The sequence below is a fragment of the Mycobacterium seoulense genome (assembly GCF_010731595.1).
In the GTDB taxonomy this organism is placed as follows: Bacteria; Actinomycetota; Actinomycetes; order Mycobacteriales; family Mycobacteriaceae; genus Mycobacterium; species Mycobacterium seoulense.
The window spans coordinates 921,311-943,221 of the sequence record NZ_AP022582.1 but is presented as its reverse complement, the minus strand read 5'-3'; the positions used below and the strand labels follow the sequence as shown (position 1 = coordinate 943,221).

At 69.6% G+C, this 21,911-nt stretch carries 22 protein-coding genes and 2 pseudogenes; 8 read left to right on the top strand and 16 right to left on the bottom strand.

Annotated elements, in window-relative coordinates:
* Positions 1 to 4: 4 nt before the first annotated feature.
* Complete coding sequence (gene mutA / locus G6N37_RS04705; RefSeq protein WP_163676596.1) at positions 5 to 1,882, bottom strand: methylmalonyl-CoA mutase small subunit; 1,878 nt, start codon at positions 1,880 to 1,882, stop codon at positions 5 to 7.
* A 166-nt stretch (positions 1,883 to 2,048) separates the two neighbouring features.
* Between mutA and G6N37_RS04700 the strand changes: the two genes are divergently transcribed.
* Entirely contained in the window at positions 2,049 to 2,816 is a 768-nt protein-coding gene (locus tag G6N37_RS04700) for a TVP38/TMEM64 family protein (RefSeq protein ID WP_163676593.1), read from the top strand.
* Between the two features lie 150 nt (positions 2,817 to 2,966).
* Entirely contained in the window at positions 2,967 to 3,758 is a 792-nt protein-coding gene (locus tag G6N37_RS04695) for a S1 family peptidase (RefSeq protein ID WP_232075273.1), read from the top strand.
* A gap of 434 nt (positions 3,759 to 4,192) precedes the next feature.
* On the opposite strand, the pseudogene G6N37_RS04690 reads toward G6N37_RS04695, so the two are convergent.
* Positions 4,193 to 5,709, bottom strand: a pseudogene (locus G6N37_RS04690) (HAMP domain-containing sensor histidine kinase).
* Positions 5,709 to 6,428, bottom strand: coding sequence for a response regulator transcription factor (locus tag G6N37_RS04685; protein ID WP_163676590.1), 720 nt, complete (start codon positions 6,426 to 6,428; stop codon positions 5,709 to 5,711). The pseudogene G6N37_RS04690 and the gene G6N37_RS04685 overlap by 1 nt, the downstream one beginning before the upstream one ends.
* Before the next feature lie 78 nt (positions 6,429 to 6,506).
* Between G6N37_RS04685 and G6N37_RS04680 the strand changes: the two genes are divergently transcribed.
* The 3 genes from G6N37_RS04680 to G6N37_RS04670 all read left to right on the top strand — a co-directional run bounded on the left by G6N37_RS04680 (position 6,507) and on the right by G6N37_RS04670 (position 7,705).
* A complete protein-coding gene (locus tag G6N37_RS04680) occupies positions 6,507 to 6,857 on the top strand; it encodes a hypothetical protein (RefSeq protein WP_163676588.1) in 351 nt (116 codons plus the stop codon).
* 102 nt (positions 6,858 to 6,959) lie between these two features.
* Complete coding sequence (locus G6N37_RS04675) at positions 6,960 to 7,232, top strand: hypothetical protein (RefSeq protein ID WP_163676585.1); 273 nt, start codon at positions 6,960 to 6,962, stop codon at positions 7,230 to 7,232.
* 56 nt (positions 7,233 to 7,288) lie between these two features.
* On the top strand, positions 7,289 to 7,705 hold the full coding sequence (locus G6N37_RS04670) for a nitroreductase family deazaflavin-dependent oxidoreductase (RefSeq protein ID WP_163676582.1): 417 nt from the start codon (positions 7,289 to 7,291) through the stop codon (positions 7,703 to 7,705).
* Here G6N37_RS04670 and G6N37_RS04665 read toward each other — a convergent pair.
* The 3 genes from G6N37_RS04665 to G6N37_RS04655 are packed head-to-tail and all read right to left on the bottom strand — an operon-like array spanning position 7,702 to position 9,690.
* Positions 7,702 to 8,058 carry a DoxX family protein gene (locus G6N37_RS04665; RefSeq protein WP_163676579.1) on the bottom strand — a complete coding sequence of 119 codons (357 nt, stop codon included), beginning with the start codon at positions 8,056 to 8,058 and terminating at the stop codon, positions 7,702 to 7,704. The genes G6N37_RS04670 and G6N37_RS04665 overlap by 4 nt on opposite strands.
* A 9-nt stretch (positions 8,059 to 8,067) precedes the next feature.
* The gene (locus G6N37_RS04660; RefSeq protein WP_163676577.1) at positions 8,068 to 9,216 is read right to left on the bottom strand and encodes an SPFH domain-containing protein; all 1,149 of its coding nucleotides are present in this window, start codon (positions 9,214 to 9,216) and stop codon (positions 8,068 to 8,070) included.
* Positions 9,217 to 9,252: 36 nt separating this feature from the next.
* On the bottom strand, positions 9,253 to 9,690 hold the full coding sequence (locus G6N37_RS04655; RefSeq protein WP_163676574.1) for an NfeD family protein: 438 nt from the start codon (positions 9,688 to 9,690) through the stop codon (positions 9,253 to 9,255).
* A gap of 57 nt (positions 9,691 to 9,747) precedes the next feature.
* On the opposite strand from G6N37_RS04655, the gene G6N37_RS04650 reads away from it, so the two are divergent.
* A complete protein-coding gene (locus G6N37_RS04650; RefSeq protein WP_163676570.1) occupies positions 9,748 to 10,674 on the top strand; it encodes a hypothetical protein in 927 nt (308 codons plus the stop codon).
* A 172-nt stretch (positions 10,675 to 10,846) separates the two neighbouring features.
* On the opposite strand, the pseudogene G6N37_RS26115 reads toward G6N37_RS04650, so the two are convergent.
* Positions 10,847 to 11,157: pseudogene (locus G6N37_RS26115) on the bottom strand (IS21 family transposase); the annotation flags it as partial.
* 139 nt (positions 11,158 to 11,296) lie between these two features.
* On the opposite strand from G6N37_RS26115, the gene G6N37_RS04645 reads away from it, so the two are divergent.
* Positions 11,297 to 11,989: a rhamnosyl O-methyltransferase gene (locus G6N37_RS04645; protein WP_163684600.1), complete on the top strand. Its 693-nt coding sequence runs from the start codon at positions 11,297 to 11,299 to the stop codon at positions 11,987 to 11,989.
* On the opposite strand, the gene G6N37_RS04640 is transcribed toward G6N37_RS04645, so the two are convergent.
* From G6N37_RS04640 to fabG1, 3 genes are read right to left on the bottom strand one after another with little or no spacing between them, the layout of a single operon-like run.
* On the bottom strand, positions 11,976 to 13,007 hold the full coding sequence (locus G6N37_RS04640) for a ferrochelatase (RefSeq protein WP_163676567.1): 1,032 nt from the start codon (positions 13,005 to 13,007) through the stop codon (positions 11,976 to 11,978). The genes G6N37_RS04645 and G6N37_RS04640 overlap by 14 nt on opposite strands.
* Positions 13,008 to 13,013: 6 nt before the next feature.
* On the bottom strand, positions 13,014 to 13,823 hold the full coding sequence (gene inhA / locus G6N37_RS04635) for an NADH-dependent enoyl-ACP reductase InhA (protein WP_163676564.1): 810 nt from the start codon (positions 13,821 to 13,823) through the stop codon (positions 13,014 to 13,016).
* A 26-nt stretch (positions 13,824 to 13,849) separates the two neighbouring features.
* Positions 13,850 to 14,617: a 3-oxoacyl-ACP reductase FabG1 gene (gene fabG1, locus G6N37_RS04630; RefSeq protein ID WP_163676561.1), complete on the bottom strand. Its 768-nt coding sequence runs from the start codon at positions 14,615 to 14,617 to the stop codon at positions 13,850 to 13,852.
* Positions 14,618 to 14,752: 135 nt separating this feature from the next.
* Here fabG1 and G6N37_RS04625 point away from each other — a divergent pair, with 135 nt between their 5' ends.
* Positions 14,753 to 15,592, top strand: a complete 840-nt coding sequence (locus G6N37_RS04625) for a type IV toxin-antitoxin system AbiEi family antitoxin (protein ID WP_163676558.1) — start codon at positions 14,753 to 14,755, stop codon at positions 15,590 to 15,592.
* An 87-nt stretch (positions 15,593 to 15,679) separates the two neighbouring features.
* Here G6N37_RS04625 and G6N37_RS04620 read toward each other — a convergent pair whose 3' ends face one another.
* The 6 genes from G6N37_RS04620 to G6N37_RS04595 form a co-directional block, all read right to left on the bottom strand.
* The gene (locus G6N37_RS04620) at positions 15,680 to 16,687 is read right to left on the bottom strand and encodes a VWA domain-containing protein (RefSeq protein ID WP_163676555.1); all 1,008 of its coding nucleotides are present in this window, start codon (positions 16,685 to 16,687) and stop codon (positions 15,680 to 15,682) included.
* Positions 16,684 to 17,595, bottom strand: a complete 912-nt coding sequence (locus G6N37_RS04615; RefSeq protein WP_163676553.1) for a DUF58 domain-containing protein — start codon at positions 17,593 to 17,595, stop codon at positions 16,684 to 16,686. Before G6N37_RS04615 ends, G6N37_RS04620 begins: the two co-directional genes overlap by 4 nt.
* Before the next feature lie 53 nt (positions 17,596 to 17,648).
* Entirely contained in the window at positions 17,649 to 18,782 is a 1,134-nt protein-coding gene (gene moxR1, locus G6N37_RS04610; RefSeq protein WP_163676550.1) for a chaperone MoxR1, read from the bottom strand.
* 110 nt (positions 18,783 to 18,892) lie between these two features.
* Positions 18,893 to 19,627, bottom strand: a complete 735-nt coding sequence (ripB, locus tag G6N37_RS04605; RefSeq protein ID WP_163684598.1) for an NlpC/P60 family peptidoglycan endopeptidase RipB — start codon at positions 19,625 to 19,627, stop codon at positions 18,893 to 18,895.
* Positions 19,628 to 19,652: 25 nt separating this feature from the next.
* Positions 19,653 to 21,089, bottom strand: a complete 1,437-nt coding sequence (gene ripA / locus G6N37_RS04600) for an NlpC/P60 family peptidoglycan endopeptidase RipA (protein WP_163676547.1) — start codon at positions 21,087 to 21,089, stop codon at positions 19,653 to 19,655.
* 241 nt (positions 21,090 to 21,330) lie between these two features.
* Positions 21,331 to 21,873 carry an Rv1476 family membrane protein gene (locus tag G6N37_RS04595; RefSeq protein WP_163676544.1) on the bottom strand — a complete coding sequence of 181 codons (543 nt, stop codon included), beginning with the start codon at positions 21,871 to 21,873 and terminating at the stop codon, positions 21,331 to 21,333.
* Positions 21,874 to 21,911 lie beyond the last annotated feature (38 nt).

Genomic DNA, 21,911 nt, shown 5'->3' with positions numbered 1-21,911 from the left:
GCGATTACGCTCCCAGTCGAGTGAGCAGGTTCGAAAGGGCTTCGACCGCATCGATTTTGGCGGTCAGAAATTCGTCGGGCCGGTGCTCGGCATCGCCCACGGCCTTTTCCGGCCCGGCCAGGCAGACCCGCGACACACCGGCGGCTCGGGCCGCCTCGACGATCGCCGCGGCCTCGTCCTGGTAGCGCTTGTCGGTGCCGCAGATGACCGCGACGGCCGGCGACCCGGCTTCGGCGACTGCCTCGGCGACGGCGGCGGCGTCGACCGTTCCCGGGTTGACGGCTTCGATGCCGCCCGACGCCAACAGGTTGGCGGCGAAGGTGGCCCGGATGTTGTGCTCGGCCAGCGGGCCCAACGGGAGCAACAGCGCCTGCGGGCGTGCCCCGGTGCGGGCCAGGAAGGCATCGGAGCGATCGCGCAGCGCCTCGAACGCGGCGGCATAGCGCCGCAGGTTGCCGGCGGCCAGGGGGGAAGCCGATGAGTCCTGTTGCGGCAGCACGGGTTCGGTGAGGTTGGGGAATTCGTTGACACCGGTGACGGCGGTGCGACGGTGCGCGATGTCGTCGGCGCGCCGGGCGGCGACTTCGGCGATCTGGTCGGCGAGGTAGCCGTGCGCCTCGACGAACCCGCCGCGCGCCTCGATGGCCTGGAAGTGCTCCCAGGCCCGCTCCGCGAGCCGCGCGGTGAGGTCCTCGACGAACCACGACCCGCCGGCCGGATCCAACACCCGGCCTACGTGTGACTCCTCGAGCAGCAGCAGCTGGGTGTTGCGGGCGATCCGGCGCGCGAAGCTTCTCGCGGTGCCGGGGAAGCCGCCCGGGATCGCCACGTCGAAGGGCAACACCAGCACGGTGTCGGCGCCGCCGACGCCGGCGCCGAAGGCGGCGAGAGTGCAACGCAGCATGTTCACCCACGGGTCGCGCTGGGTCATCATCGGCAGCGACGTTTCCGCGTGCACGGTGAGGGCACCGCCGTCCGGGTCGCCGACGACCTCGGCGACCCGTGCCCACAGGTGACGCACGGCCCGCATCTTGGCCAGCGTCCCGAATTGGTCGTCGTCGGCGGCCAGCCGGAAACTGATCTGCCGTAGCGCGTCGCCGACCGACATGCCCGACTCGGTGAGCCGCCGCAGATAGGCCACCCCGGCGGCGACGGTGCCGGCCAGCTCCCACGTCGCGCTGGCGCCGAGGTTGTGAAAGGCCGGGCCGTCGACGGTGATCGCCCGCACGCCGCGCTCATCGGCCGCGCGCTGCGCGACCGCAACGACCTCGTCGAGCGAGGGCGCGGGACGGTCGCTCAGCGCCGCGGTGAGCGGGTCGCCGCCCAGGTCGATCGAAAGCAGCTCGCGCCGGTCGGCCTCCACCCGGGTCGCCATCGCCAACATGACGTCGGCGGCGGCGGAGTAGTCCGCGCCCGCGTCGACCATCACCGGCACCATGCTCAGGTGCACACCCTCCAGGGCGTGCTCGAGCTGGTCGACCGTCACGCCGGACTCCCCCACGCGCAGCACCAGCGCGCTGGCCCCGTTGCCAAGCGCCTCGAGCACCGCGGAGTTGACGTCGTTGGCGGTCACCCCGGCGACGCGGTCGGCCGGGAACGCCTCGGCCACCCTCCAGCCCGTCCGCACATCGCGCAGCGCGTCGGCGCCCCGCACATAGGGCCACTCACCCGGCAGTGGCGGTTCGGGCAGCTCGTCCAGCGCCGTGTACAGCGCCCGGATGGCGATGCCGTCATAGGTCGGGGTTTCCAGCAGCCGCTCGGGCTGGTCCCCGAGCTCCTCGGGGTCCTTCCGGGTGCTCTTCGACAGCACGCCGGCGACCGCACTGCGCCAACGCCCGCGAACCTGTTCTAGTTCGGCGAGCTCGGGTACATCAATGGACACCGATTGCTCCCTTTTTGCCAGCAAATGGGGCCTGCGACTTACTAATGAGGCTAATTGATCGGGCCTGTCGGCAAAAAACCGCGCGGCACGACGATCGGCCCCACGGCGATGAAACGCCAGCCTCGGGATACGAGTTATTCATCTGCGGCCCGTAACCTTTACAGGCGTGACGGCTTCCGCCACCTGCAGAATCAACCGGACCCTGCGCGACCTCGCCGGCGCGCTGGGTGCGGCCGCGCGTCAACTGTCGCGGCCCCGGGCGATCGCCACAGTGGTCGGTATCACACTGCTGATCATGGCCGCGTCGTGGCTGCCCCTGCCCACACCCGTGCAGATGCGCGACTGGGCGGAGTCGGTCGGCCCCTGGTTCCCGTTGGCGTTCCTGGCCGCGCACGTCGTGGTCACCGTGGTGCCGGTTCCCCGCACCGCGTTCACCCTGGCCGCCGGGCTGCTGTTCGGCCCGCTGATGGGTGTGGCGATCGCGGTGATCGCCAGCACCGCGAGCGCGGTGATCGCGTTGCTGCTGGTGCGCGCCGCCGGCTGGCGGCTGAACCGCCTGGTTCGCCACCGATCGATCGACACGGTGGACGCGCGGTTGCGGCAACGGGGCTGGCTGGCCATCTTGTCGTTGCGGCTGATTCCCGCCGTGCCGTTCTCGGCGATCAATTACGCCGCCGGCGCCTCGACGGTCCGCCTGCTGCCCTACACGCTGGCCACCCTGGGCGGCCTGCTTCCCGGCACCGCGGCCGTCGTGATCCTCGGCGACGCGCTCGCCGGGCACCCGAGCTCGCTGCTGTATCTGGTGTCGCTGTGCACCGCGACGCTGGGCTTGACGGGCCTGGTCATCGAGATCCGTCACTACCGCCGGCACCATCGCCGCGCGCACAGTTCCCTCGGCGACGAACCTTCCCCGGAGCCGGCCACCGTCAGCTGATCGGTTCGCCGGAAAGATCTGACGAAACCCCACGATTGGCGGCCCGAAAGCTGGCAAGCTGGGGCTCGCAGCACTTACCGGCATCGCGCAGCCAAAGGGGGGGTGTTGGCCGGACCCCACGTCTCGTACTCGCCGCCACAACGTTCCAGGATGCATTCCGCGTTGTTGGTGATCGCGTCGCTGTGTTGCGTCGCCGCCTTCTTCGCGGCCGTCTATATCCTGCCCAAGGGCACCGGCCCCGCCCACGACCCCGGCCCACCGCCGCTGTTGTCGCCGATCGATCTCCCCGCCTCGAGTGCCGTCGGCCCCGGTACGGGCATTTACGTCCAGTACGCCGACGGGTCGGGCGGGATGGGCTGCACCGCCGGTTTTTTGGTGCGCACCAGCACCGGTCAGCCCGGCGTTCTCACCGCCGGCCACTGCAACCGCCCCGGCGAGGCCAGCAACGTGACGATGAACTTGGGCGGGACCCTGCCCTACGCGACGCTGGGCACGTTCAGCCAGACCGTCAGCGAGGGCGTCCACGACGAACAGCACGACATCGGCCTCATCGTGCTCAACGGGGACAACGTGCCCCAGAATCCGGCGATCGGGGCCGCCTTGCCGGTCTCCGGCGTCGCGACGGGCCTGGAGCCCGGCCAGGAACTCTGCAAGTTCGGCATGGGTACCGGCAAGGCCACGTGCGGACCGATCACGGAAATCACCGACAGCAAGGTGGTGTTCCAGGCCCCCGGCCAGTGCGGCGACTCCGGCGGCCCGGTCTACCTCGACCAAGGCGACGGCACCGTCCGCGCCGTCGGCATCCTTATCCGCGGGGGTGACCCCTCCACCCCCAAGCCCGGATGTGCTGTCCCCGCGAAGTTCTCGATCGCCGAGCTCGTCCAGCCCTGGCTGGCGAAGTGGGGTCTGACCGCGGTGACCGCGGCGACCGCGTCCGGATGACGTGTCGGCCCGCTTCTTCAGGCTGACTTCAGGCTGAGTTCCTACTGTCGCGGATCGCGGCGATCCGCGGGGCCTCCCCGCGGTGGTGCGCCGCCGACAGAGAGGAGAGATGGGCCGAGTGAAGATCAAACAACTCATCGCTGGTTCGTTGCTCGCCGGCGCCCTTGGGGCGGCCGCGACCGGCTTCGGTGTCGCGGTGGCGAGCGCGGATCCGCCGCCACCACCGCCCCCGGGCCAGCCGGGGCCGCCGCACCCGCCGGGGGGACCGTTCGGCGGGCCACCCGGACCGGGTGGACCCCTTGGACCGGGTGGGCCGGGTGGGCCGGGTGGCCCGCCGCCCCCGGGGCCTGGCGACCCGTTGCGCCCACCGCCGCCGGGATTCTGACCTGGGCCAGCCGTACGGAGCGGTGGCCGCCTCCCGGGGCGGTCACCGCTCACCGGTTGCGGCTAACCGCCGCCGAAACCGGCAGGGTGAGCAGGAATTCGGCGCCGCCATCATGGGGCAGACACACCAGCTCACCGCCGTGGGCACGCGCCAGGGCCCGGGCGATCGGCAGGCCCAGCCCGGCACCGCCGTGATCGCGGGCCCGCCCCGCGTCCAGGCGCACCAGGCGTTCGAAGACGCGCTCCCGCTCGTCCTCGGGAATGCCCGGGCCGGTGTCGGTGACCGTCACCTCGGCGGCGTCGTCGCGCAGGTGGACGTCGACCGTGATGGCACCTCGGGGCGGGGTGTGGCGGCGGGCGTTGTCGAGCAGATTGGACAGGATCTGCGCGAGCCGGGTCGGGTCGGCGTTGACAGTCGCCTTGGCCGCGCCCGTGCGACTGACGGTGAGTTGCGGCGCCAGCATCGCGGCCCGGTCGGCTTCGGCGTCGGCGATCGCGGCGAGGTCGACGTCGTGGGTGTCCAACGGCAGCCCGGCGTCGATGCGGCTCAGGTCGAGCATGTCGTTGACCAGCCGCCCGGCGCGGCGCGCGTCGGACAGCAACAGGCTGGCCCGGCGATACTGCCCGTCGGCGGCGTCGCCGGCCTCGTGCTGGGAGGCGCTGTTGGCGAGCTGCTCGGCGGCGACCTGAATCCCCGCGATCGGGGTGCGCAGCTCGTGGGCGGCATCGACCAGGAAGCGCCGGGTTGCCGTCTCGGCGCGCTGGGCGGCGTCGGCGGCCCGCCGCGCCCGGCGTTCGGAACTCTCCAACGCGTCCAGCATCCCGTCGAAAGCGGTTGCCGCCCTGCCTAATTCGGTATCGGCGCGGTCCGGGCGCAGGCGCCGGCCGCGATCCCCCGTCCTGGTGTCGTTGGCGAGCGCGGTCAGCCGGTCCAGCGGGCGCAACGCCACCCGGCTGACCGCGACCAACAACACCGCGGCGGCCAGCAGGGTCAAGACGCCCGCCCCGATCATCAGCATCCGCAGCTGGTGGGTCACCTGCGTGGTTTGCGTGGTGTCGGCGACCAGGATGACCCGGGCGCCATCGGGCAGCGGACGCACCATGGCCGTCGCGGTGGCGTCCGGAGGGGGTGGGGGCGGGGGCCAGGGCGGCACCCCGGGGGGCGGGAAATTCGGGCCGGGCGCCATCGGCGGGGCGGCGCCCACGGCGGCGGGGGTGGAAAGGGCGGCGGGGGTGGAAAGGGTGGCGGGGCCATCGGTCCGGCGACGGTGTCGGGACTGATGCCGCGATCGCCGTACGTTGCGCCGTCGGCCGTGACCAGCAGCGCGCGCACGCCGCCGCCGTTGAGCTCGGCGGCCAGCAGATCGGGCGAGGTGTGCGTGGCGGCCAGCGCCTCGGCGCGCGACGCCGCGGCGAGCAGCCGATCGTGCAGATTTCTGCGGGTGAGAACGCCCAGGCTGACATCGACGGTGACACCGAGCACCACGAGCAGCATGGCGAGCAGGGCCACCACCACCAGCGTCACCCGGCGCTGCAGGGAGGGGGTTCGAGTCGATCCGGCCGTCATCACCGCTGGGGCTGCAGCCGGTAGCCGATGCCGCGCACGGTGTGCAGTATGCGCGGCCCGTGGGCCTCGAGCTTGCGCCGCAGGCCACTGACATGCACCTGGACCAGGTTCGGGTCGTAGGCGTCGTACCCCCACACCGCGTTCAGAATCTGGCCGGCGCTGACGATGCGGCCGCGCTGCTCGACGAGGAAGATCAGCAGCCGGAGCTCGGTCGCGGTCAGATCGAGGCGACGACCGCCGCGCGCGGCCACGCCGGCGTCGGCGTCGAGCATCAGGTCGCCCACCTGGACGACGTGCGGCAGCCGTCCGCGCCGGCGCAACACCGCGCCGACACGCGACACGAGTTCGGCCAGCTCGAACGGTTTGATCACGTAGTCGTCGGCGCCGCCGTCCAGACCCCGCAGCCGATCCGGCAGGCCGTCGCGCGCCGTGATCAGGACGATTCCCACGTCGCCCCAGTCGCGGACCACGTCGATGAGGTCGAAGCCGTCGCGACCCGGCAGCATGACGTCGAGCAGCACAAGGTCCGGCCGCAGCCCGTCCAGTACCTCCTCCAGACCGTCGCCGTCGCGGCGGCCGACGGTGTGATAGCCGACGTCGGTGAGCGCCTCGCTGACCATTTCGCGGATCGTCTCGGAGTCTTCGACCACCAGAACCCGGGGCGCGCCGACGCTGAAGCGGTCGGCGGTGGCCCGCGGGCAGTCCGTCATGCCTCCCATTGTCGCGCCGGTTCTTGAAGCCAACCTGAAGCCCGCTTCTTCAGCTCCGCTTCAGCTCCGGCTCCTACGTTCGGCGACATGACCACGAACGACGACATCGACACCGATCCACCCGCGCCGCCGCCGGCCACCTATCAACCACGCGAGCCCCGCCGCCACTCCACCGGGGTGGTGGTCGGCGCCGGATTGGCCGGCGCGCTGATCGGCGCGGGCGGCACCATCGCGGCGATCGCCTTCGCCTGGATCGTGAGCGTGGGTCCGCCCGGGCCGCCGCTCCCGCCGGGGCCGCCGCCCCCGCCGATGATGGGGTTCCATCACGGACCGCCCCCTCCGCCGATGGGCGGCCCGGGAGTTTTCGGGTTCGAGCCGCCGCCCGGCCCGCCGGCACCGCCGCCCGGCCCGCCGCCGTCGCCCGCGCCTCCGCATTAGTCGACCGGCCTGCCGCCGCCGCGATCCGTCAAATCGTGGCGGCGGCCGCCGTCGCGCCAGTAGCGTCTCGATTACCCACATCCGACGACCGTGGAGAGCCGCATGACCTCGGACAACATCGGAACCCGCCGCTTCCCGGCCGGCGTCGCCACCGTCGCCGGGCTGATCGGCCTGGTGCTCGGCGCGCTCGCCGCCTTCGCAATCACCGGGCTGGTCTGGACGGTCCGGGTCCAGCTTCCGCCGCCGCCCTACCCGCCACCGCTCTCGTCGCAGTCGGTGGGCGGGGGCGGGTGCATTTATACGGCACCGCCAACACCGACGTCCGGCGCGGGTGTGTCGCCCGCGCCGCCATTGCCGCCCGCGCCGCACGCGTGACGGGCGCGTCTTTTTTGCCCGGGCTCGGCGGACGGCTGCTCAGGTCGCGGCGACTCATGCGTGCGCCGATCTGGATCTACCAGGCCCGCGCGGGCGCGGTGTTCGGGTCCCGGCTGCTGATGCTCGAGCACACCGGCCGCAAGTCCGGCACACCGCGCTACGTGGTGCTCGAGGTCGTCGGTCATCCCTCGGCGGACACCTACGTCGTCGCGTCCGGCTTCGGCCGAAAGGCGCAGTGGTTCCGCAACATCGAGGCCGACCCGCGCGTGCGGGTCTTCGCCGGCAGCCACGCGCCCCGGCGCGCCACCGCGCGCGTACTGACCCAGGGCGAGGCGGACCGCGCGCTGGCCGCCTACGTGGGCCGTCATCGCGCAGCGTGGGATCAGATGAGGCCGGTGCTCGAGGACACCCTCGGCGTTCCGATCACCGAGACCGAGACCCCGCTACCCATGGTCGAGCTGCGCCTGGACTAGCCGCGGTCGGGCCCCTTCGCCGTCATCACGGCGAACGTGGCCAGAAACATCGCCGCCGGAAGCGCGTTGACGACCTTGTCACGCACCCGGATGTGCACGCCGAGCGCCAGGACGAAATAGACCGTCAGCATCGCCGTCGTCACCCGCGCCAGGGCCGGGAAGCGGGTGACCGACAACAGGCCCACGGCGGCGGCGGCCTTCACCACCGGCAGCACGGGCCGAACGTTCTCCGGCAGACCCACGTCGTCGAGGACCTTCTTGATCGGGGCGATCTGGACACCGCATAGCACCGCGTCCACGGCGTGGAAGGCGCCGAGCGCCACATAGGTCTTCGGCGAAGTGAAAAGGCTCATGCGGCAATCCTATTGGGCCAATTGCGGCGGCGTCCCCGGCAGCGTGCCATCCACCGGCTGGCGGGCGCTCGCCTCGGCCTTGGCCACCGCCTGGGCGATCGCGGGATCGGTCTCGGTGGAGAACCAGTCGGCGATGTCGGCGTCGTCGGACTCGGCGGCGTGTTGGGGTGCGTCATCGACCGGCGAGGGCTCAAACCGGAACACCCCGTCCTGACCCGGGGTTCCCAGCATTCTGGTGAACCCCTGCAGCGCCGCATTGAAGTCGCTCGGCACCACCCACACCTTGTTCGCGTCGCCGCGCGCCATCTCCGGCAGCGTCTGCAGGTACTGGTAGGCGAGCATCTCCGGCGTCGGACGGCCGGCCTTGATCGCCGCGAACGTCTTCTCGATGGCCTTCGCCTGCCCCTGCGCCCGCAGGTAGGCCGCGGCGCGCTCACCCTGGGCGCGCAGCATGCGGGACTGCCGGTCGGCCTCGGCGGCCAGGATCGCGGCCTGCTTGGCTCCCTCCGCGGCCAGGATCTGCGCCTGCTTGGCGCCCTCGGCCTGGGTGATCGCGGCCTGCCGATTCCCTTCGGCGGTCAAGATCATCGCCCGCTTCTCCCGGTCGGCCTTCATCTGCTTTTCCATCGAGGCCTGGATGGACGGCGGCGGGTCGATGCTGCGCAACTCGACCCGGGCGACCCGCAGGCCCCACCGGTTAGTCGCCTCGTCGAGCACCCCGCGCAACTGGCCGTTGATCATGTCGCGGGAGGTCAGCGTCTGCTCCAGCGTCATGCCGCCCACCACGTTGCGCAGCGTGGTGGTGGTGAGCTGCTCCACGCCGACGATGTAGTTGCTGATCTCGTAGACCGCCGCCTGCGGGACGGTGACCTGGAAGTAGACCACCGTGTCGATGTTGAGGGTCAGGTTGTCCTCGGTGATCACCGGCTGCGGCGGGAACGACACCACCCGCTCGCGCAGGTCCACCCGGGCGCGGACCCGGTCGATGAACGGCACCAGCAGCGTCAGTTGACCGCTGACCGTGCGGCTGTATCGACCCAGCCGCTCGATCACCGCGGCCTCCGCCTGCGGTATCAGGGCGACCGACTTGGCCACCACCACAATGGCGAATATCACCAGGACAGCCAACAACACCAAACCAGCTACAGCACCTTGCACCCGAGTTCCTCTCTCTCACAGCGCTTCTCGCGGCCGTTATGGGCCGCTCTTGAAGACCACCGCCGTGGCGCCGTCGATCTGTAAGACGGTCACCGACTCCCCCGGTTCGTAGATATCCCCTTCGTTGAGCGGACGCGCCGTCCACACCTCGCCGTCCAGCTTTACCTGGCCCTTGTCGCGCGAGATCCGCTCGAGCACCAGCGCGTTCTTGCCCTCGAGCGCCTCGATGCCCAGCTGCGGCACGTGCGCGGGCATCAGCTGCCGCCGCAGCGCGGGGCGCACGAGCGCCAGCAGCAGGATCGAGACGATCAGGAACACCGTCCCGTCCGCCCAGCCGGGCCAGTCCGTCAGCCAGCTGGTGATCGCCGCGGCCAGCGCCCCGCCGCCGAGCATCACCAAAAACATATGGCCGGTGAGCGCCTCGGCACCGGCAAGCACCAGCGCGAATATTAGCCAAAGCACCGGGGCGTGCATGCGGCCAGAATACGCGTGATCCGCCTTTGCCGGGCAAAACAACTACACTGCGGAATCGTGTGGTGTCCCAGTGTCTCGCTGTCCCTGTGGGCCAACGCCTGGCTCGCGGGCAAGGCCGCGCCCGACGACGTCCTGGACGCGTTATCGGTATGGGCGCCAAAGCAATCGGTCACCGCGTATGATGCGGTCGCCGCCGGGCACACCGGGCTGCCGTGGCCCGACGTGCACGACGCCGGGACGGTGACGCTGCTGCAGACGCTGCGCGCCGCGGTTGGCCGGTCGACGCCCGCACCGGGCGGGCCCGACCCGTTGCGCGGGACGATCAACGTGCTTTTGCCGGTGCCCGGCGATGTGCGCGGGCTCACCCCGGGGACGCAGTTCGAGCGTGACGCCCTGGCCGCGGGCGAGGCGATCATCATCGCCAACCCCTACGATCCCGCCGCCGCCGTGGGGCTGGTGCCCGAGTTTTCCTACGACGACGAGCCGGCGGACTTCCCCGAGGCCTGCGCGCTGTCCTGGACGGTGTACTCGCTGCCGGGAGCGCCGGTGCTCGACCACCACGAGCTCGGCGATGCCGAATACACCCTGCGCTCGGCCGTGCGGTCGGCGGCGGACGCGCTCGGGGCCATCGGGCTGGGATCGGCGGCGGCCGACATCGACGATCCGCGGGGACTCGTCGAGCAGCTACTGGAATCCACACGGCAGCACCGCGTTCCCGACCATGCGCCGACCCGGGCGCTGCGGGTGCTGGAGAACGCCGCGCACGTCGACGCGATCATCGCGGTCAGCGCCGGGCTCAGCCGGTCACCGGACTCGCCGGAGCGTTTCGCCGCGCCCGCCGTCGCCGGCCCGGAGCCGTTCGGAACGCAATCCTCTTCCGAGACGCGCATCGCCAGCGACGCGTTGCGGCCGCTGACCGCCGTCGTGCGTTCGGCGCGGATGGCCGCCGTCACCGCGATCCTGCGCTCGGCGTGGGGAGACTAGTCTTGACTAGGCGACCCGCTTCGCCCGGCTACGCCGCGCTCGCTTTCGCGGCGTCCAGGCGCCGAGCATTCCAGACACTTTCGACGTCCGCAGTGCTGGGTCGCAGACCGGATTGGTAATGACTCCCGGCGCGTGGGAGATGTTGGAAGATTAAAGGTTTTACTATCGCCGGTCAGGCGACGGGAGCATCGCTGCCGAACTGTTCAGGCCCACGCCCCAACGGCCCCGTCGCCGGCAGGGCTGGGTGCAGGCGGGCGCAGCCATGTTCGTCGCGCAGCTTGAGCATCCGTCGCGCAGAGCGCAGGTGATGGGTTGCGTTATCAGCTATGAACGCCGCAATCAACGCCTTACGGGCCGCGCCGGCGAGCTTGACGTGCGCCGGCACCAGGCCTGGGTTCTCATGTGAAATGCGATCTTCTCCGGCGGGTAATGGGGTGAAAATGATGACTTGGTGTCGGCCCGCGAATGCCGTTGGTGCCGGGCGTTTGCGATCAAGCCAAAAGATTCGATCAAGACGAACGACAGTCGTCCTCACCCGCTTCCCCGAATGGCCGGTAGCGCCGCTCTCGCGATAAGTAAAGACAACGACAACATCGCGAGGATTCTCGTGATAAGCAAAGACATGACGACATGGCGGGAAAAGGTCAGCTTCCTCGTGACGCGGCTCGGCCGACCATCCGGTGGGGCAGCCGAAGAATACCTGAAGTGGTATTTCGGTAACCTGGTGTGGCAGCAGACCACGTGGCTGGGCATCAACTGCTGGAAGTCGGTCACCGACCTGTGGAACTACCAGGAGATCCTGTTCGACCTCAAGCCATCGCTGGTGGTTGAATTCGGTACGCGTTACGGCGGCTCGGCTGTGTTTTACGCCAGTATTCTGCGTCTGACTGACCGACCGTTCAAAGTCTTCTCGGTGGACGTTTCCTCCAGCGCTCTTGATCCCGCAGCTCGCTGCTACCCCGAGATCGAATTCGTTGAATCGTCGTCAACGGCGGCCGCCATCGCGGAGCGTATTCGGCAGCTAGAAGCCGAGTTTCCGGGCAAGGTCTTCGCAATCCTGGATAGCGACCACACCAAGGATCATGTACTGGCCGAGATGAAACTGCTGCGGCCGCTACTGTCCGCCGGCGACTATCTTCTGGTCGAGGATTCCTGCGTGAACGGGCATCCGATCATGCCCGGATTCGGCCCGGGCCCGTACGAGGCCATCGAAGCGTACGAGCAGGAGTTCCCAAACGATTACGACCACGACTGTGTGCGTGAGAACAAGTTTGGGTGGACCCTGGCGCCCAACGGATACCTCATCCGCAAGTGATGCCGCCGCTGCGTTCTTGCGTCGCAGCGCAGTGCGGCGGACGGCACGGCTCGCCGTCGACGCTCGCGAGGCAACCGGGCACCGGGTCGGGGCCGTCCACCCGGGCTGGGTTACGGCCGGTGCGCAGTTCGTCGATGAGATCGGCGGCCAGCCGGGCGAATCGGCGGTCGGCGTTGGGCGTCGCGGCCCGGGCGAACGCCAGCCCCGACGCCTCGGCTTGGGATCGCAACTCCTCGTCGAGATCCCACACCACCTCGATGTGGTCGGCGACGAACCCGACCGGGCAGACGATGACGGCCTCGGTGCCCGAGGCGGCCAGCGCCGTGAGATGGTCCTCGACACTTGGCTCCAACCACGGCACCTGCGGCGGACCCGAACGCGATTGCCAGGCCAGATCGTAATCCGCGTATCCCGCCGCGGCCGCGACCAGCCTTGTGGCATAAGCGACTTGGCGGCTGTACAACCTCGGGCCGAGGCGCTGATCGGCGGCCACCGGGACCGAATGCGCGGTGAACACCAGCCGCGCGCCGGCGGGCACGCTTTGCGCCGCGGCCGCGACGGCGCCGGCGAACATCTCGACGAAGAGCGGGTGGTCGAAGTACGGCCGCAGCTTGACCAGCTGGGGCGCGTCCGGCCCGGCCGCCCGGCGCGCCCGGGCGATGTCTTCGGTGTACTGCGTGCAGCTGGAGTATCCGCTCCACGCCGACGTGGCGAACACGGCGGCGCGACGAACACCGTTGTCGCGCATCTGTTTGACGGTGTCTTCGACGTAGGGTTCCCAGTTGCGGTTGCCGAAGTACACGGGCAGGTTCAACTCAGCCTGAAGCTCGGTGATCAGGGCTCGGTTGATCCCGTTGATGGGTGACACCCCGCCGAAATGCAGGTAGTGCTGGGCGACGTCGTCCAGGCGTTCGGGCGGCACGTTGCGCCCGCGGGTGACGTTTTCCAGGAACGGCCGCACCTGCTCGGGCCCTTCCGGCCCACCGAAGGACAGCAGCAGTACGGCGTCGAATTCCATTGGAGCCTAGAGTAATTGGGTGCTGGCGCCACCATCGGCGAAGATGATGGTGCCGGTGGTGGCCGGCAGCCAGTCCGAGAGCACGGCGCACACGGTCTTGGCGACCGGCGTGGGGTCCTTCATGTTCCAGCCGATCGGCGCGCGCTGGTCCCAGCCCTCCTCCAGCAGTTGCATCTGGGCGCCGGCCTCCTCGCCGAGCGCGCCGCCGACGATCGCCGACATCGCCAGCGTCCGGATAGGTCCCGCGGCAACGAGATTCGAGCGCACCCCGAACTTGCCCGCTTCGCGGGCGACGAACCGGTTGACCGATTCCAGCGCGCTCTTGGCCACCGTCATCCAGTTGTAGGCCGGCATGGCCCGGCTGGGGTCGAAGTCCATGCCGACGATGGACCCGCCGGGGTTCATGATCGGCAGCAGCGCCTTGGCCAGCGAGGCATACGAATACGCGGAGATGTGGATGCCCTTGGAGACGTCCTCATACGGTGCGTCGAAGAACGGGTTGATGCCCATCCCGGTCTGCGGCATGAAGCCGATCGAGTGCACGACGCCGTCCAGCTTGTTGCCCTCGCCGATCTCGGCGGAGACCCGCTCGGCCAGCGTGTTCAGGTGCTCCTCGTTCTGCACGTCAAGCTCGACCAGCGGGGCCTTCTCCGGCAGCCGGTCGGCGATGCGCTGGATCAGCCGCAGCCGGTCGAAGCCCGTCAGCACGAGCTGGGCGCCCGCTTCCTGGGCCACCTTGGCGATGTGAAACGCGATCGAAGAGTCGGTGATGATCCCCGAGACCAGAATCCGTTTGCCGTCGAGCAGTCCTGCCATGTCCGTCCTTAATGTCGTAAGTGAAATCAGTGGCCCATGCCCATGCCGCCGTCGACCGGGATGACCGCGCCGGCGATGTATTTCGCATCCTCGGAGGCCAGGAAGCTGACCGCCCCCGCGACGTCCTCGGCGGTGCCGACCCGCTTGGCGGGGATGAATTCCAGCGCACCGGCCTGGATCCGCTCGTCGAGCGCGCGGGTCATCTCGGTGTCGATGTAGCCGGGGGCGACCACGTTGGCGGTCACCCCGGCCTTGGACAGCTCGCGGGAGATCGATCGCGCCATGCCGATCAGGCCGGCCTTGGCGGCCGCGTAGTTCGCCTGGTTGCCGATCCCCCACATGCCGGACACGGACCCGATGAAAATGATCCGGCCGAACCGCTTGCGCTGCATGCTGCGCGACGCCCGCTGGGCCACCCGGAATGCCCCGGTGAGGTCGGCGTTGATGACCTCCTCGAAGCGCTCCTCGGTCATCCGGATGAGGAAGGCGTCCTTGGAGATGCCGGCGTTGGACACCAGTACCTCCACCGGACCCTGGTGCTCCTCGACCTCTGTGAACGCGCGGTCGACGGCGGCGTTGTCGGTGACGTCGCACACAACGCCGAACAGCCCCTCGGGCGCCCCGGATCCGCGGTGCGTGACGGCGACCTTGTGGCCGTCGGCGGCCAGCCGCTGCGCGATCGCCAGACCGATCCCCCGGTTTCCGCCCGTCACCAGGACGGAGCGCGATACGAAGGCGGGTTTGCCGCCGGCGGCGGCACTTTCGGTGGTGTTCTCGGTGGCCGTGTCAGTCACCCCGTCAACCTATCGCCTCAGGTTGCTCGCCCCGTAACCGGCTGGCCACGCACGTAACGCCATGGCGACGTATCGCGCGGAATTCCGCCATGTGGTGACAACCGGCATGTCGGTCGGGCTTCGCAGACTTTCGTCATGACGTACCCGTTCGTGGGCAGCGAAGCCCGGGCCGCGCAGCTGGTGACCCGCCACGAGCTGCGAACTCGTTACGTTGCGCTGCATCGTGACGTATACGTGCCAAGAGATACCGAGCTGACGGCTGTGCTGCGCGCCAAAGCGTCCTGGCTGCGATCACGCCGACGCGGCATCCTCGCCGGCTTCTCCGCCTCCGCGCTGCATGGTGCTCGGTGGATCGATCCGGCGCGGCCGGCCGAGATCATGGACACCAACCGCCGCGAAATCGAAGGAGTGCGCGTCTGGGAGGAACGCATCGAGTCCGACGAGATCACCATCGTCGACGGCATGCGGGTCACGACACCGGCTCGCACGGCACTCGACCTGGCGAGACGCCACCCCAGGGAAACGGCGGTCGCCGCCATCGATGCCCTTGCCCGGGCAATCGACGTGAAGACGGCTGACGTCGAGTTGCTCGTCGACCGCTACCGCGGCCGGCATGGCATGAAGGCGGCGAAGGCGGCTCTGGAGCTGATTGACGGTGGGGCCCAGTCACCAAAGGAAACGTGGCTACGCCTCTTATTGCTGCAGGCCGGCTTTCCCCGGCCGCAGACCCAGATCGCCGTGCGCAACGAATGGGGCTGGGCCGAGGCTTATTTGGACATCGGCTGGGAGGACATAATGGTCGCCGTCGAGTACGACGGCGACCAACATCGAACCAGTCGCTATCAGTATGTGAAGGACATCCGCCGACTCGAGATGCTTGAACGTTACGGGTGGATCGTGGTCCGGGTCATCGCAGAAGACCATCCCGACGACATCATCCGCCGGGTTGCCCAGGCGCGAGCGCGCCGCATGTAACGCCAGGGCGACAAATCGGCCGAATTCCCGCCCTGGCGTTACATGCGGCGCGCGAGCGGGTCAAACGGGCAGGCGGGCCAAGCAGGGCTAGGTCGGGAGGCGGCGGTTGATGAGCAGCGCCGCCAAGGCCGCAAGCGCCAGCACCAGCGCCCCCAACCGCACCCAGCCCACGCTGGCATCGCCTTTGATCGTCTCGTAGCCGATCTGCTGCTGCAGCGTCGCGTAGACGGACTTCAGCTCGGCCAGGCTCGCGGCGTTGTACCAGCTCCCACCCGAGAGCTCGGCGACCTTCTTCATCGTCGAGTCGTCGACGGGCACCGGCTGGCGCTGGTCGTTGATCTCGACGAAGCCGTACGGGGTGCCGAACGAGATCGTCGAGATCGGCACGCCCTGATCCTTGGCGGTGCGCGCGGCGGTGAAGGCGCCCTTCGGATTGTCGGGATTGGTCGGCATCGTCTCCTTGCCGTCGGAGAACAACACGATGCGTGCCGGCGGCGGCGTGTCGCCGCCGCCGATCACGGCGCCGACCGTGGCGATGGCCTGCAGCGCGGTGAAGATGCCCTCCCCGGTGGCCGTGCGGTCGGCGAACTGCAGCTTGTCCAGGGCGTTCTTGGTCGCGTCCCGGTTGGTCGTCGGCTGCACCAGCACCGTCGCGGTGCCCGCGTACTCGATCAGCCCGAGGTTGATGCCGGGGGTCAGCTCGTCGGCGAACGCCTTGGCCGCCTCCTGGGCGGCCGCCATCCGGTTCGGCTGCACGTCGGTGGCCCGCATCGACTGCGACACGTCGATCACCAGCATCACCACCGCGCGGTTGCGTGGAATTCGGACGTCGTGCGTCGGGCCGGCCATCGCGATGGTGAACAGCACCAGCGAGGCCACCAGCAGGATCGCCGGCACGTGCCGCCACCGGGCGGGACGCTCGGGCGCGACGCTCTCCAGCAGCTCCATGTTGGCGAACCGCAGCATGCGCCGCTGCCGCGCCAGCTGCATGACGATGTAGAGCGCGGCCACCCCGAACACGACGAGCAGGAACAGGAAGAACCACGAATGTTCGAAGCCCGACAACGACATCGAGCCGAGGAGCGGCAATGTCACTGCCGCCCCGCCAATGCACCGCGCCGGCGGGACTCGACGAAACGGACGATGTCGGCGATCCAGTCCCGATCGGTGCGCAACGTCAGGACCGGCGCCCCGCAGCTGCGGATGGTGCGGGCCACCTCGGCGCGGTGCGCCGCGGCGGCCTTGGCGAAATCGTCGCGCAGCTGGGCATCGATGGTGAATTCGCGGGTGACCCCGGACTCGGCGTCCTGCAGCACGACGTCGCCGATGTCGGGCAGTTCGACGTCGCGGGGGTCGAGCACCTCGATGGCGAGCACCTCGTGGCGGGCCGCGATCGCGCGCAGCGGGCGCATCCAGTTGATCGGACCCAGGAAGTCGCTGATGATCACCGCCATGCCGCGCCGGCGTTCCGGCCGGCGCAACGCGTCGATGGCCGTCGCCAGGTCGCCGCGGACCCCGACCCGCGCCCTGGGTGTGGTGGCGATGGTGCGCAGCAGCGTCTGCTCGTGCTGGCGCCCGGAACGCGCCGGGACCCGCGTCATCGTCTCCCCGTTGGCGATCAGCGCGCCCAGCCGGTTGCCGCCGCCGCTGTTGAGGAACGTGATCGCGGCCGCGGCCGCCACCGCCAGGTCCCGCTTCTCGCACCCGACGGTGCCGAAGTCCAGGCTGGCGGACATGTCGACCACCAGCCAGGTTTCCAGCTCGCGGTCGGCGATCATCTGCCGGACGTGCGGGTGCATGGTGCGCGCGGTGACGGCCCAGTCCATCCGCCGGACGTCATCGCCGGGCTGGTACTCACGCGACTCCCCCGGCTCCGAACCCGGTCCCGGGATCAGGCCGAGGTGGTCGCCGTGCAGGACGCCGTCGAGCTTGCGCTTGACCGTCAGCTCGAGCTGCCGCAGCGCCGCCGCCAGCTTCGGGTCGACGATCTGCCCGCGCTGCATCGATGGCGGATGTGAGGTAGCCGTGGGCCCGCCCGCGGCGGATCCAGCGTCGGTCACCGACCGCTAGCCGCGCCGGCGGCCTGCATCACCGGGGGCACCGACTGCCCTTGCTGCGGAACGGCATTGACCTGGGGCAGGGCGACCGTCTGCAGGATTCGGTTGATGACGATCTCCGGCGAGATTTCGTCGGCGAGCGCGTCGTAGGTGAGCACCAACCGGTGCCGCAGCACGTCGGGAATGACGTCGACGACGTCTTGCGGGATCACGTAATCGCGGCCGCGCACCAGCGCCAGCGAGCGGGACGCCGCGATGATGCCCAGCGAGGCACGCGGGGACGCGCCAAACGAGATCCACGTCTTGACGTCGTTCATCCCGAGTTGCTCGGGATAACGGGTGGCCATGACGACGCGTACCACGTAGTCGACCAGCGCGTGGTGGACGAAGCCGTTGGCCGCGATGTCCTGCAGCCGCAGCAGGTCGCCGGTGTTCAGGATCTGCTTGGGCTGCGGCGGCTTCACGCCCATCCGGTAGATGATCTCGCGCTCCTCTTCGGGCGACGGGTAGCCGACGTTGATCTTGAACAGGAAGCGGTCGCGCTGGGCCTCGGGCAGCGGGTACACGCCCTCGTGCTCGATCGGGTTCTGCGTCGCCATCACCAGGAACGGGTTGGGCAAATCGAAGGTCTTGCCGCCGATCGACACGTGCCGTTCCTGCATGACCTCCAGCAGCGCCGACTGCACCTTGGCCGGCGCGCGGTTGATCTCGTCGGCGAGCAGGAAGTTCACCACCACCGGGCCGAGTTCGGTGTCGAACTCCTCCTTGCCCTGCCGGTAGATGCGGGTACCGATGATGTCGGTGGGTACCAGGTCGGGCGTGAACTGGATGCGGGCGAACGTGCCGCCCACGACCTTGGCGAAGGTCTCGACGGCCAGCGTCTTGGCCACGCCGGGGACACCCTCGAGCAGCACGTGCCCCTTGGAGAGCAGGCCGACCAGCATGCGCTCGACGAGCTGGTCCTGCCCGACGATGATCCGCTTGACCTCGAAGATTGCCCGCTCCAGGGTGTGGACCTCGGCGGCCAGGCCGTTGCCGCCGCCGGACGGCGCTTCTTGGGCCGGCGGGCCGGACTGCCCACCCGGGCCCGAGTAACCGCTGGCGCCCGGGGGCGGCCCACCTGCTGATGTCATCAAGAACCCTCCACGCTCAGACGGACACGACTGCCGGGCAGCGACGTGCCCTGGACCAACTATTCCAGGCCTGCCGGTTTCCGTCGACGCCGCGGCAGGCTGGCCCGCGATCAGTACTCGATGATCCTAGTCAGGAACGGCGTCATGCCGGGCTTGCGCACCGGGCTGACGGTCACCTTGCCGGCCAGGCTGGACGCCTCCAGCATCTGGCCGTTGCCCAGATACATGGTGACGTGCTGGCCGCCGTTCGGGCCGTAGAAGATGAGGTCGCCGCGCCTGGCCTGGTCCGGCGGGATGTGCCGGCCGGCGTTGTACTGGTCGCCGGAGAACCGCGGGATCAGCACGCCGACCCCGGCGAAGCCGTAGCGCATCAGGCCCGAGCAGTCGAAGCCGGTGATGTTGGCGCCGTCGCCGACGCCCTTGCTCGGACCGTCCAGCGAGCCGCCGCCCCAGGAGTACGGAACGCCCATCTGCGATCCCATCCGCTTGATCACGTACTCGATCGCCTGCCGGCCGTAGACGCGCGGGATCTTGCCGCCGGGGTTGGTGGGGGTGGCCGCGGTGGGCGCGTCGTTGCCGCCGATGTTGATGCCGAGCCCGCCCAGGAACCGCCGGCCGAGGTCGAACGTGGTCTGGGTGGCCTGCGCGGTGGCCTGCAACGAGGCGTTGGCGACCGCGAGCGGGTCGCCGGGGGCGCCGGCGCTGATCGTCGCGGGCAGGGTCGGGTCCCACGGGCCGGGGTCGGCCGCGGCCACGGGGGCCGGACCGGCCACCGACAGCATCAGCCCGGCCACCACGGTGGCGATCCAGGCGAAGTTGACCAGACGAATCCGCTTGCGGTGCATGGCTTTCCGTTCGCTTCTCATTCGTTCACCACTCGATGTAGCGGACCACGTAGGGCGTCATGCCGCTGGTGCGCACGGGCGCAACGCGGACCTTCAGACCGATGTCGGGGGCCTCGAGCATTTGGCCGTTGCCGAGGTAGATCGTGACGTGCTGGCTGCCGCCCGGACCGTAGAAGATGACGTCGCCGCGGCGCATCTGCGAGGACGGGATCTTGCGGCCGAGGTTGTACTGCGAGCCCGAGTAGTGCGGCAGCTTGATGCCCACCCCGGCGAACGAGTACAGGACCAGACCCGAACAGTCGAAGCCGGTGATGCCGGCCCCGGAGTCGATGCCCTTGCTCGGGCCGGCCGCGTTGCCGCCGCCCCAGGAGTAGGGCACGCCGATCTGCGACAGCCCGCGCCGGATCACGTATTCGCTGGCCTGCCGCCCGTAGACCCGCGGGATCCGCCCGGCCGTCGCGCCCGGGGATGCGTTGGTGATGCCGGTGTCGTCGGGCTTGAGGATGCCGAGCTGCTGCAGGAAGTTGCGCCCCAGGCCGGCGGTGACCTGCGTGGAGGTCGCCGAGATGCCCAGCACCTGGTTGATGACCGCGATCGGGTCACCCGGGACGTTGGCGCTGGGGATCATCGGCAGGGTGGGGTCCCAGGCGCCGTCCCACCGGCGGGCCCCGGTCTGCGGCGCCGGCGCGCCCGGCGAGCCGGTCTCCCATCGGTCGCCCGACGCGGGGGCGGTGGGCCCGCCTTGGTCGAGAGACCATTGCCGTTTGGCCGCTTCGAGTTTCGCCTGTGCCTCGTCGCGTTCGGCGGCCAGGCGGGTGACCTGTTGGCGTTGTTCGTCGAACTTGCGCTTGGAGTCGGTCAGCGCCGCCACCGCGGCGTCCTGGCTGCCCTTGGCGTCGGCCGCGGCCTTGTCGGCCTTCTGCTTGGCCAGCCGCGCCGCCGATTCCCGGTTCACCTGTTCGGTGCGCGCACGCTGCAGCTTGGCCATCACCGTCTGCGAGCTCGCGGACAGCGTCTTGGCGGCGGCCTCGGTGGCGATGATGTCGTCGGGGCTGCTGGCGGTCAGGTAACTGCTCGAGGGGCCGTTCATATAGGTGGCCGCCGCGAACGTGTCGAAGCGCTGTTGCGCCGTGGCGATCGCGGCATTGGCGTCCTTCACCGCCTGCTGGCTCACCTCCAGGTCGTGCTGGGCCGCGGCGGCGTCGTCACGGGAGGTCTCTACGTCGACCAGGGCCTTGTTGACGCTTTCCTGTTCGGTCTGGATTTCGGCGCTCAGGTTTTCCAGGCGTTGGTTGGCCTTGGCGACGTTGGCGATCAACCCGGCCAAGCTGTCGGCCGCGGGATCGGCGTGGCCGAGCCCCGGCGTACAAAGCAGCAGGGCCACGCTCACGACCGACGGCACGAGCGGCCGAACCAGCCTCGCGACCGGCTGCGCTGCGGAGCCCCGGCGTGTGCGTCTCATTCGACTCAGGTCTCCTACGGCTCAACGCGACGGGCGGCGCCGCCCACGAAGGTCACCAAGGGCGCCAAAGACAACACCAGCATCATTTGCACCGTACGTCACACTTTTGGGCGTGCAAACGCTCCACCGAAATCGCACTCTCTACGTGCGTTTAATGTGACCGAACGGTGACCTACCGTGTTTGCCGTGAACCCGCGCCGGGGCCCGCCGTCAAGGGCCCGAGCGGACCGGATGCGTATGGCTAGGCCGTGTTGGTGGGCGTCACTTCCTGCGCTCCCGCCGAATCCGCGGGAGTTGCTAGACGCCTGCTACGCAGCTGCAGGAACCGGGTCCCGACGGCGGCCGCCAGCACGGCGAGCAACAAGAAGATGGTCAGGCCCGTCCAGGGAAATTCCGGGGAGTCGAGCTCGTTGAGGAAGTGCTGCGCCGAGACCACCGGATTGCCCGTCTTGGCGATGTCCTCTCCCGCCTCCAGCGTGACGCGGGGGAACTGGGTGCTGTAGCTCCCGACGTAGTTCGGGCTCAGCGTCAGGACGGTGGCGCCGTGGTAGTCGGCGCCGACCACCGTGGAGATGTCGCGCAGCGGGGTGTCGTTCGGGGGGTTGTGATCGAGCAGCACGATCTTGAGGTTGATGCCCTTGGCGTGCGCCTCATCGACGATGTGCAGCAGGCCCGGCATGTCCGCCGCCGGCGCGCTGACGCCCGTGGCCGCGACCTGAGCCTTGACCGCGGTCATGTCGACGTCTTGTGGGATGTAGACGGGTTGGACCGGGTGCAAGGTCATGATGTCCCTCCTGCCGTAGCGCTACAGGCACCGTACGC

Coding starts and splice junctions, on each gene's coding strand:
- G6N37_RS04695 (WP_232075273.1), top strand. CDS start 2,967: ATGCATTCCGCGTTGTTGGTGATCGCGTCGCTGTGTTGCGTCGCCGCC.
- G6N37_RS04680 (WP_163676588.1), top strand. CDS start 6,507: ATGACCACGAACGACGACATCGACACCGATCCACCCGCGCCGCCGCCG.
- moxR1 (WP_163676550.1), bottom strand. CDS start 18,782: ATGACATCAGCAGGTGGGCCGCCCCCGGGCGCCAGCGGTTACTCGGGC.
- G6N37_RS04670 (WP_163676582.1), top strand. CDS start 7,289: ATGCGTGCGCCGATCTGGATCTACCAGGCCCGCGCGGGCGCGGTGTTC.
- G6N37_RS04675 (WP_163676585.1), top strand. CDS start 6,960: ATGACCTCGGACAACATCGGAACCCGCCGCTTCCCGGCCGGCGTCGCC.
- ripB (WP_163684598.1), bottom strand. CDS start 19,627: ATGCACCGCAAGCGGATTCGTCTGGTCAACTTCGCCTGGATCGCCACC.
- G6N37_RS04655 (WP_163676574.1), bottom strand. CDS start 9,690: ATGCACGCCCCGGTGCTTTGGCTAATATTCGCGCTGGTGCTTGCCGGT.
- G6N37_RS04645 (WP_163684600.1), top strand. CDS start 11,297: ATGACGACATGGCGGGAAAAGGTCAGCTTCCTCGTGACGCGGCTCGGC.
- G6N37_RS04665 (WP_163676579.1), bottom strand. CDS start 8,058: ATGAGCCTTTTCACTTCGCCGAAGACCTATGTGGCGCTCGGCGCCTTC.
- G6N37_RS04640 (WP_163676567.1), bottom strand. CDS start 13,007: ATGGAATTCGACGCCGTACTGCTGCTGTCCTTCGGTGGGCCGGAAGGG.
- G6N37_RS04595 (WP_163676544.1), bottom strand. CDS start 21,873: ATGACCTTGCACCCGGTCCAACCCGTCTACATCCCACAAGACGTCGAC.
- G6N37_RS04615 (WP_163676553.1), bottom strand. CDS start 17,595: ATGCAGCGCGGGCAGATCGTCGACCCGAAGCTGGCGGCGGCGCTGCGG.
- G6N37_RS04685 (WP_163676590.1), bottom strand. CDS start 6,428: ATGGGAGGCATGACGGACTGCCCGCGGGCCACCGCCGACCGCTTCAGC.
- G6N37_RS04625 (WP_163676558.1), top strand. CDS start 14,753: ATGACGTACCCGTTCGTGGGCAGCGAAGCCCGGGCCGCGCAGCTGGTG.
- ripA (WP_163676547.1), bottom strand. CDS start 21,089: ATGAGACGCACACGCCGGGGCTCCGCAGCGCAGCCGGTCGCGAGGCTG.
- inhA (WP_163676564.1), bottom strand. CDS start 13,823: ATGGCAGGACTGCTCGACGGCAAACGGATTCTGGTCTCGGGGATCATC.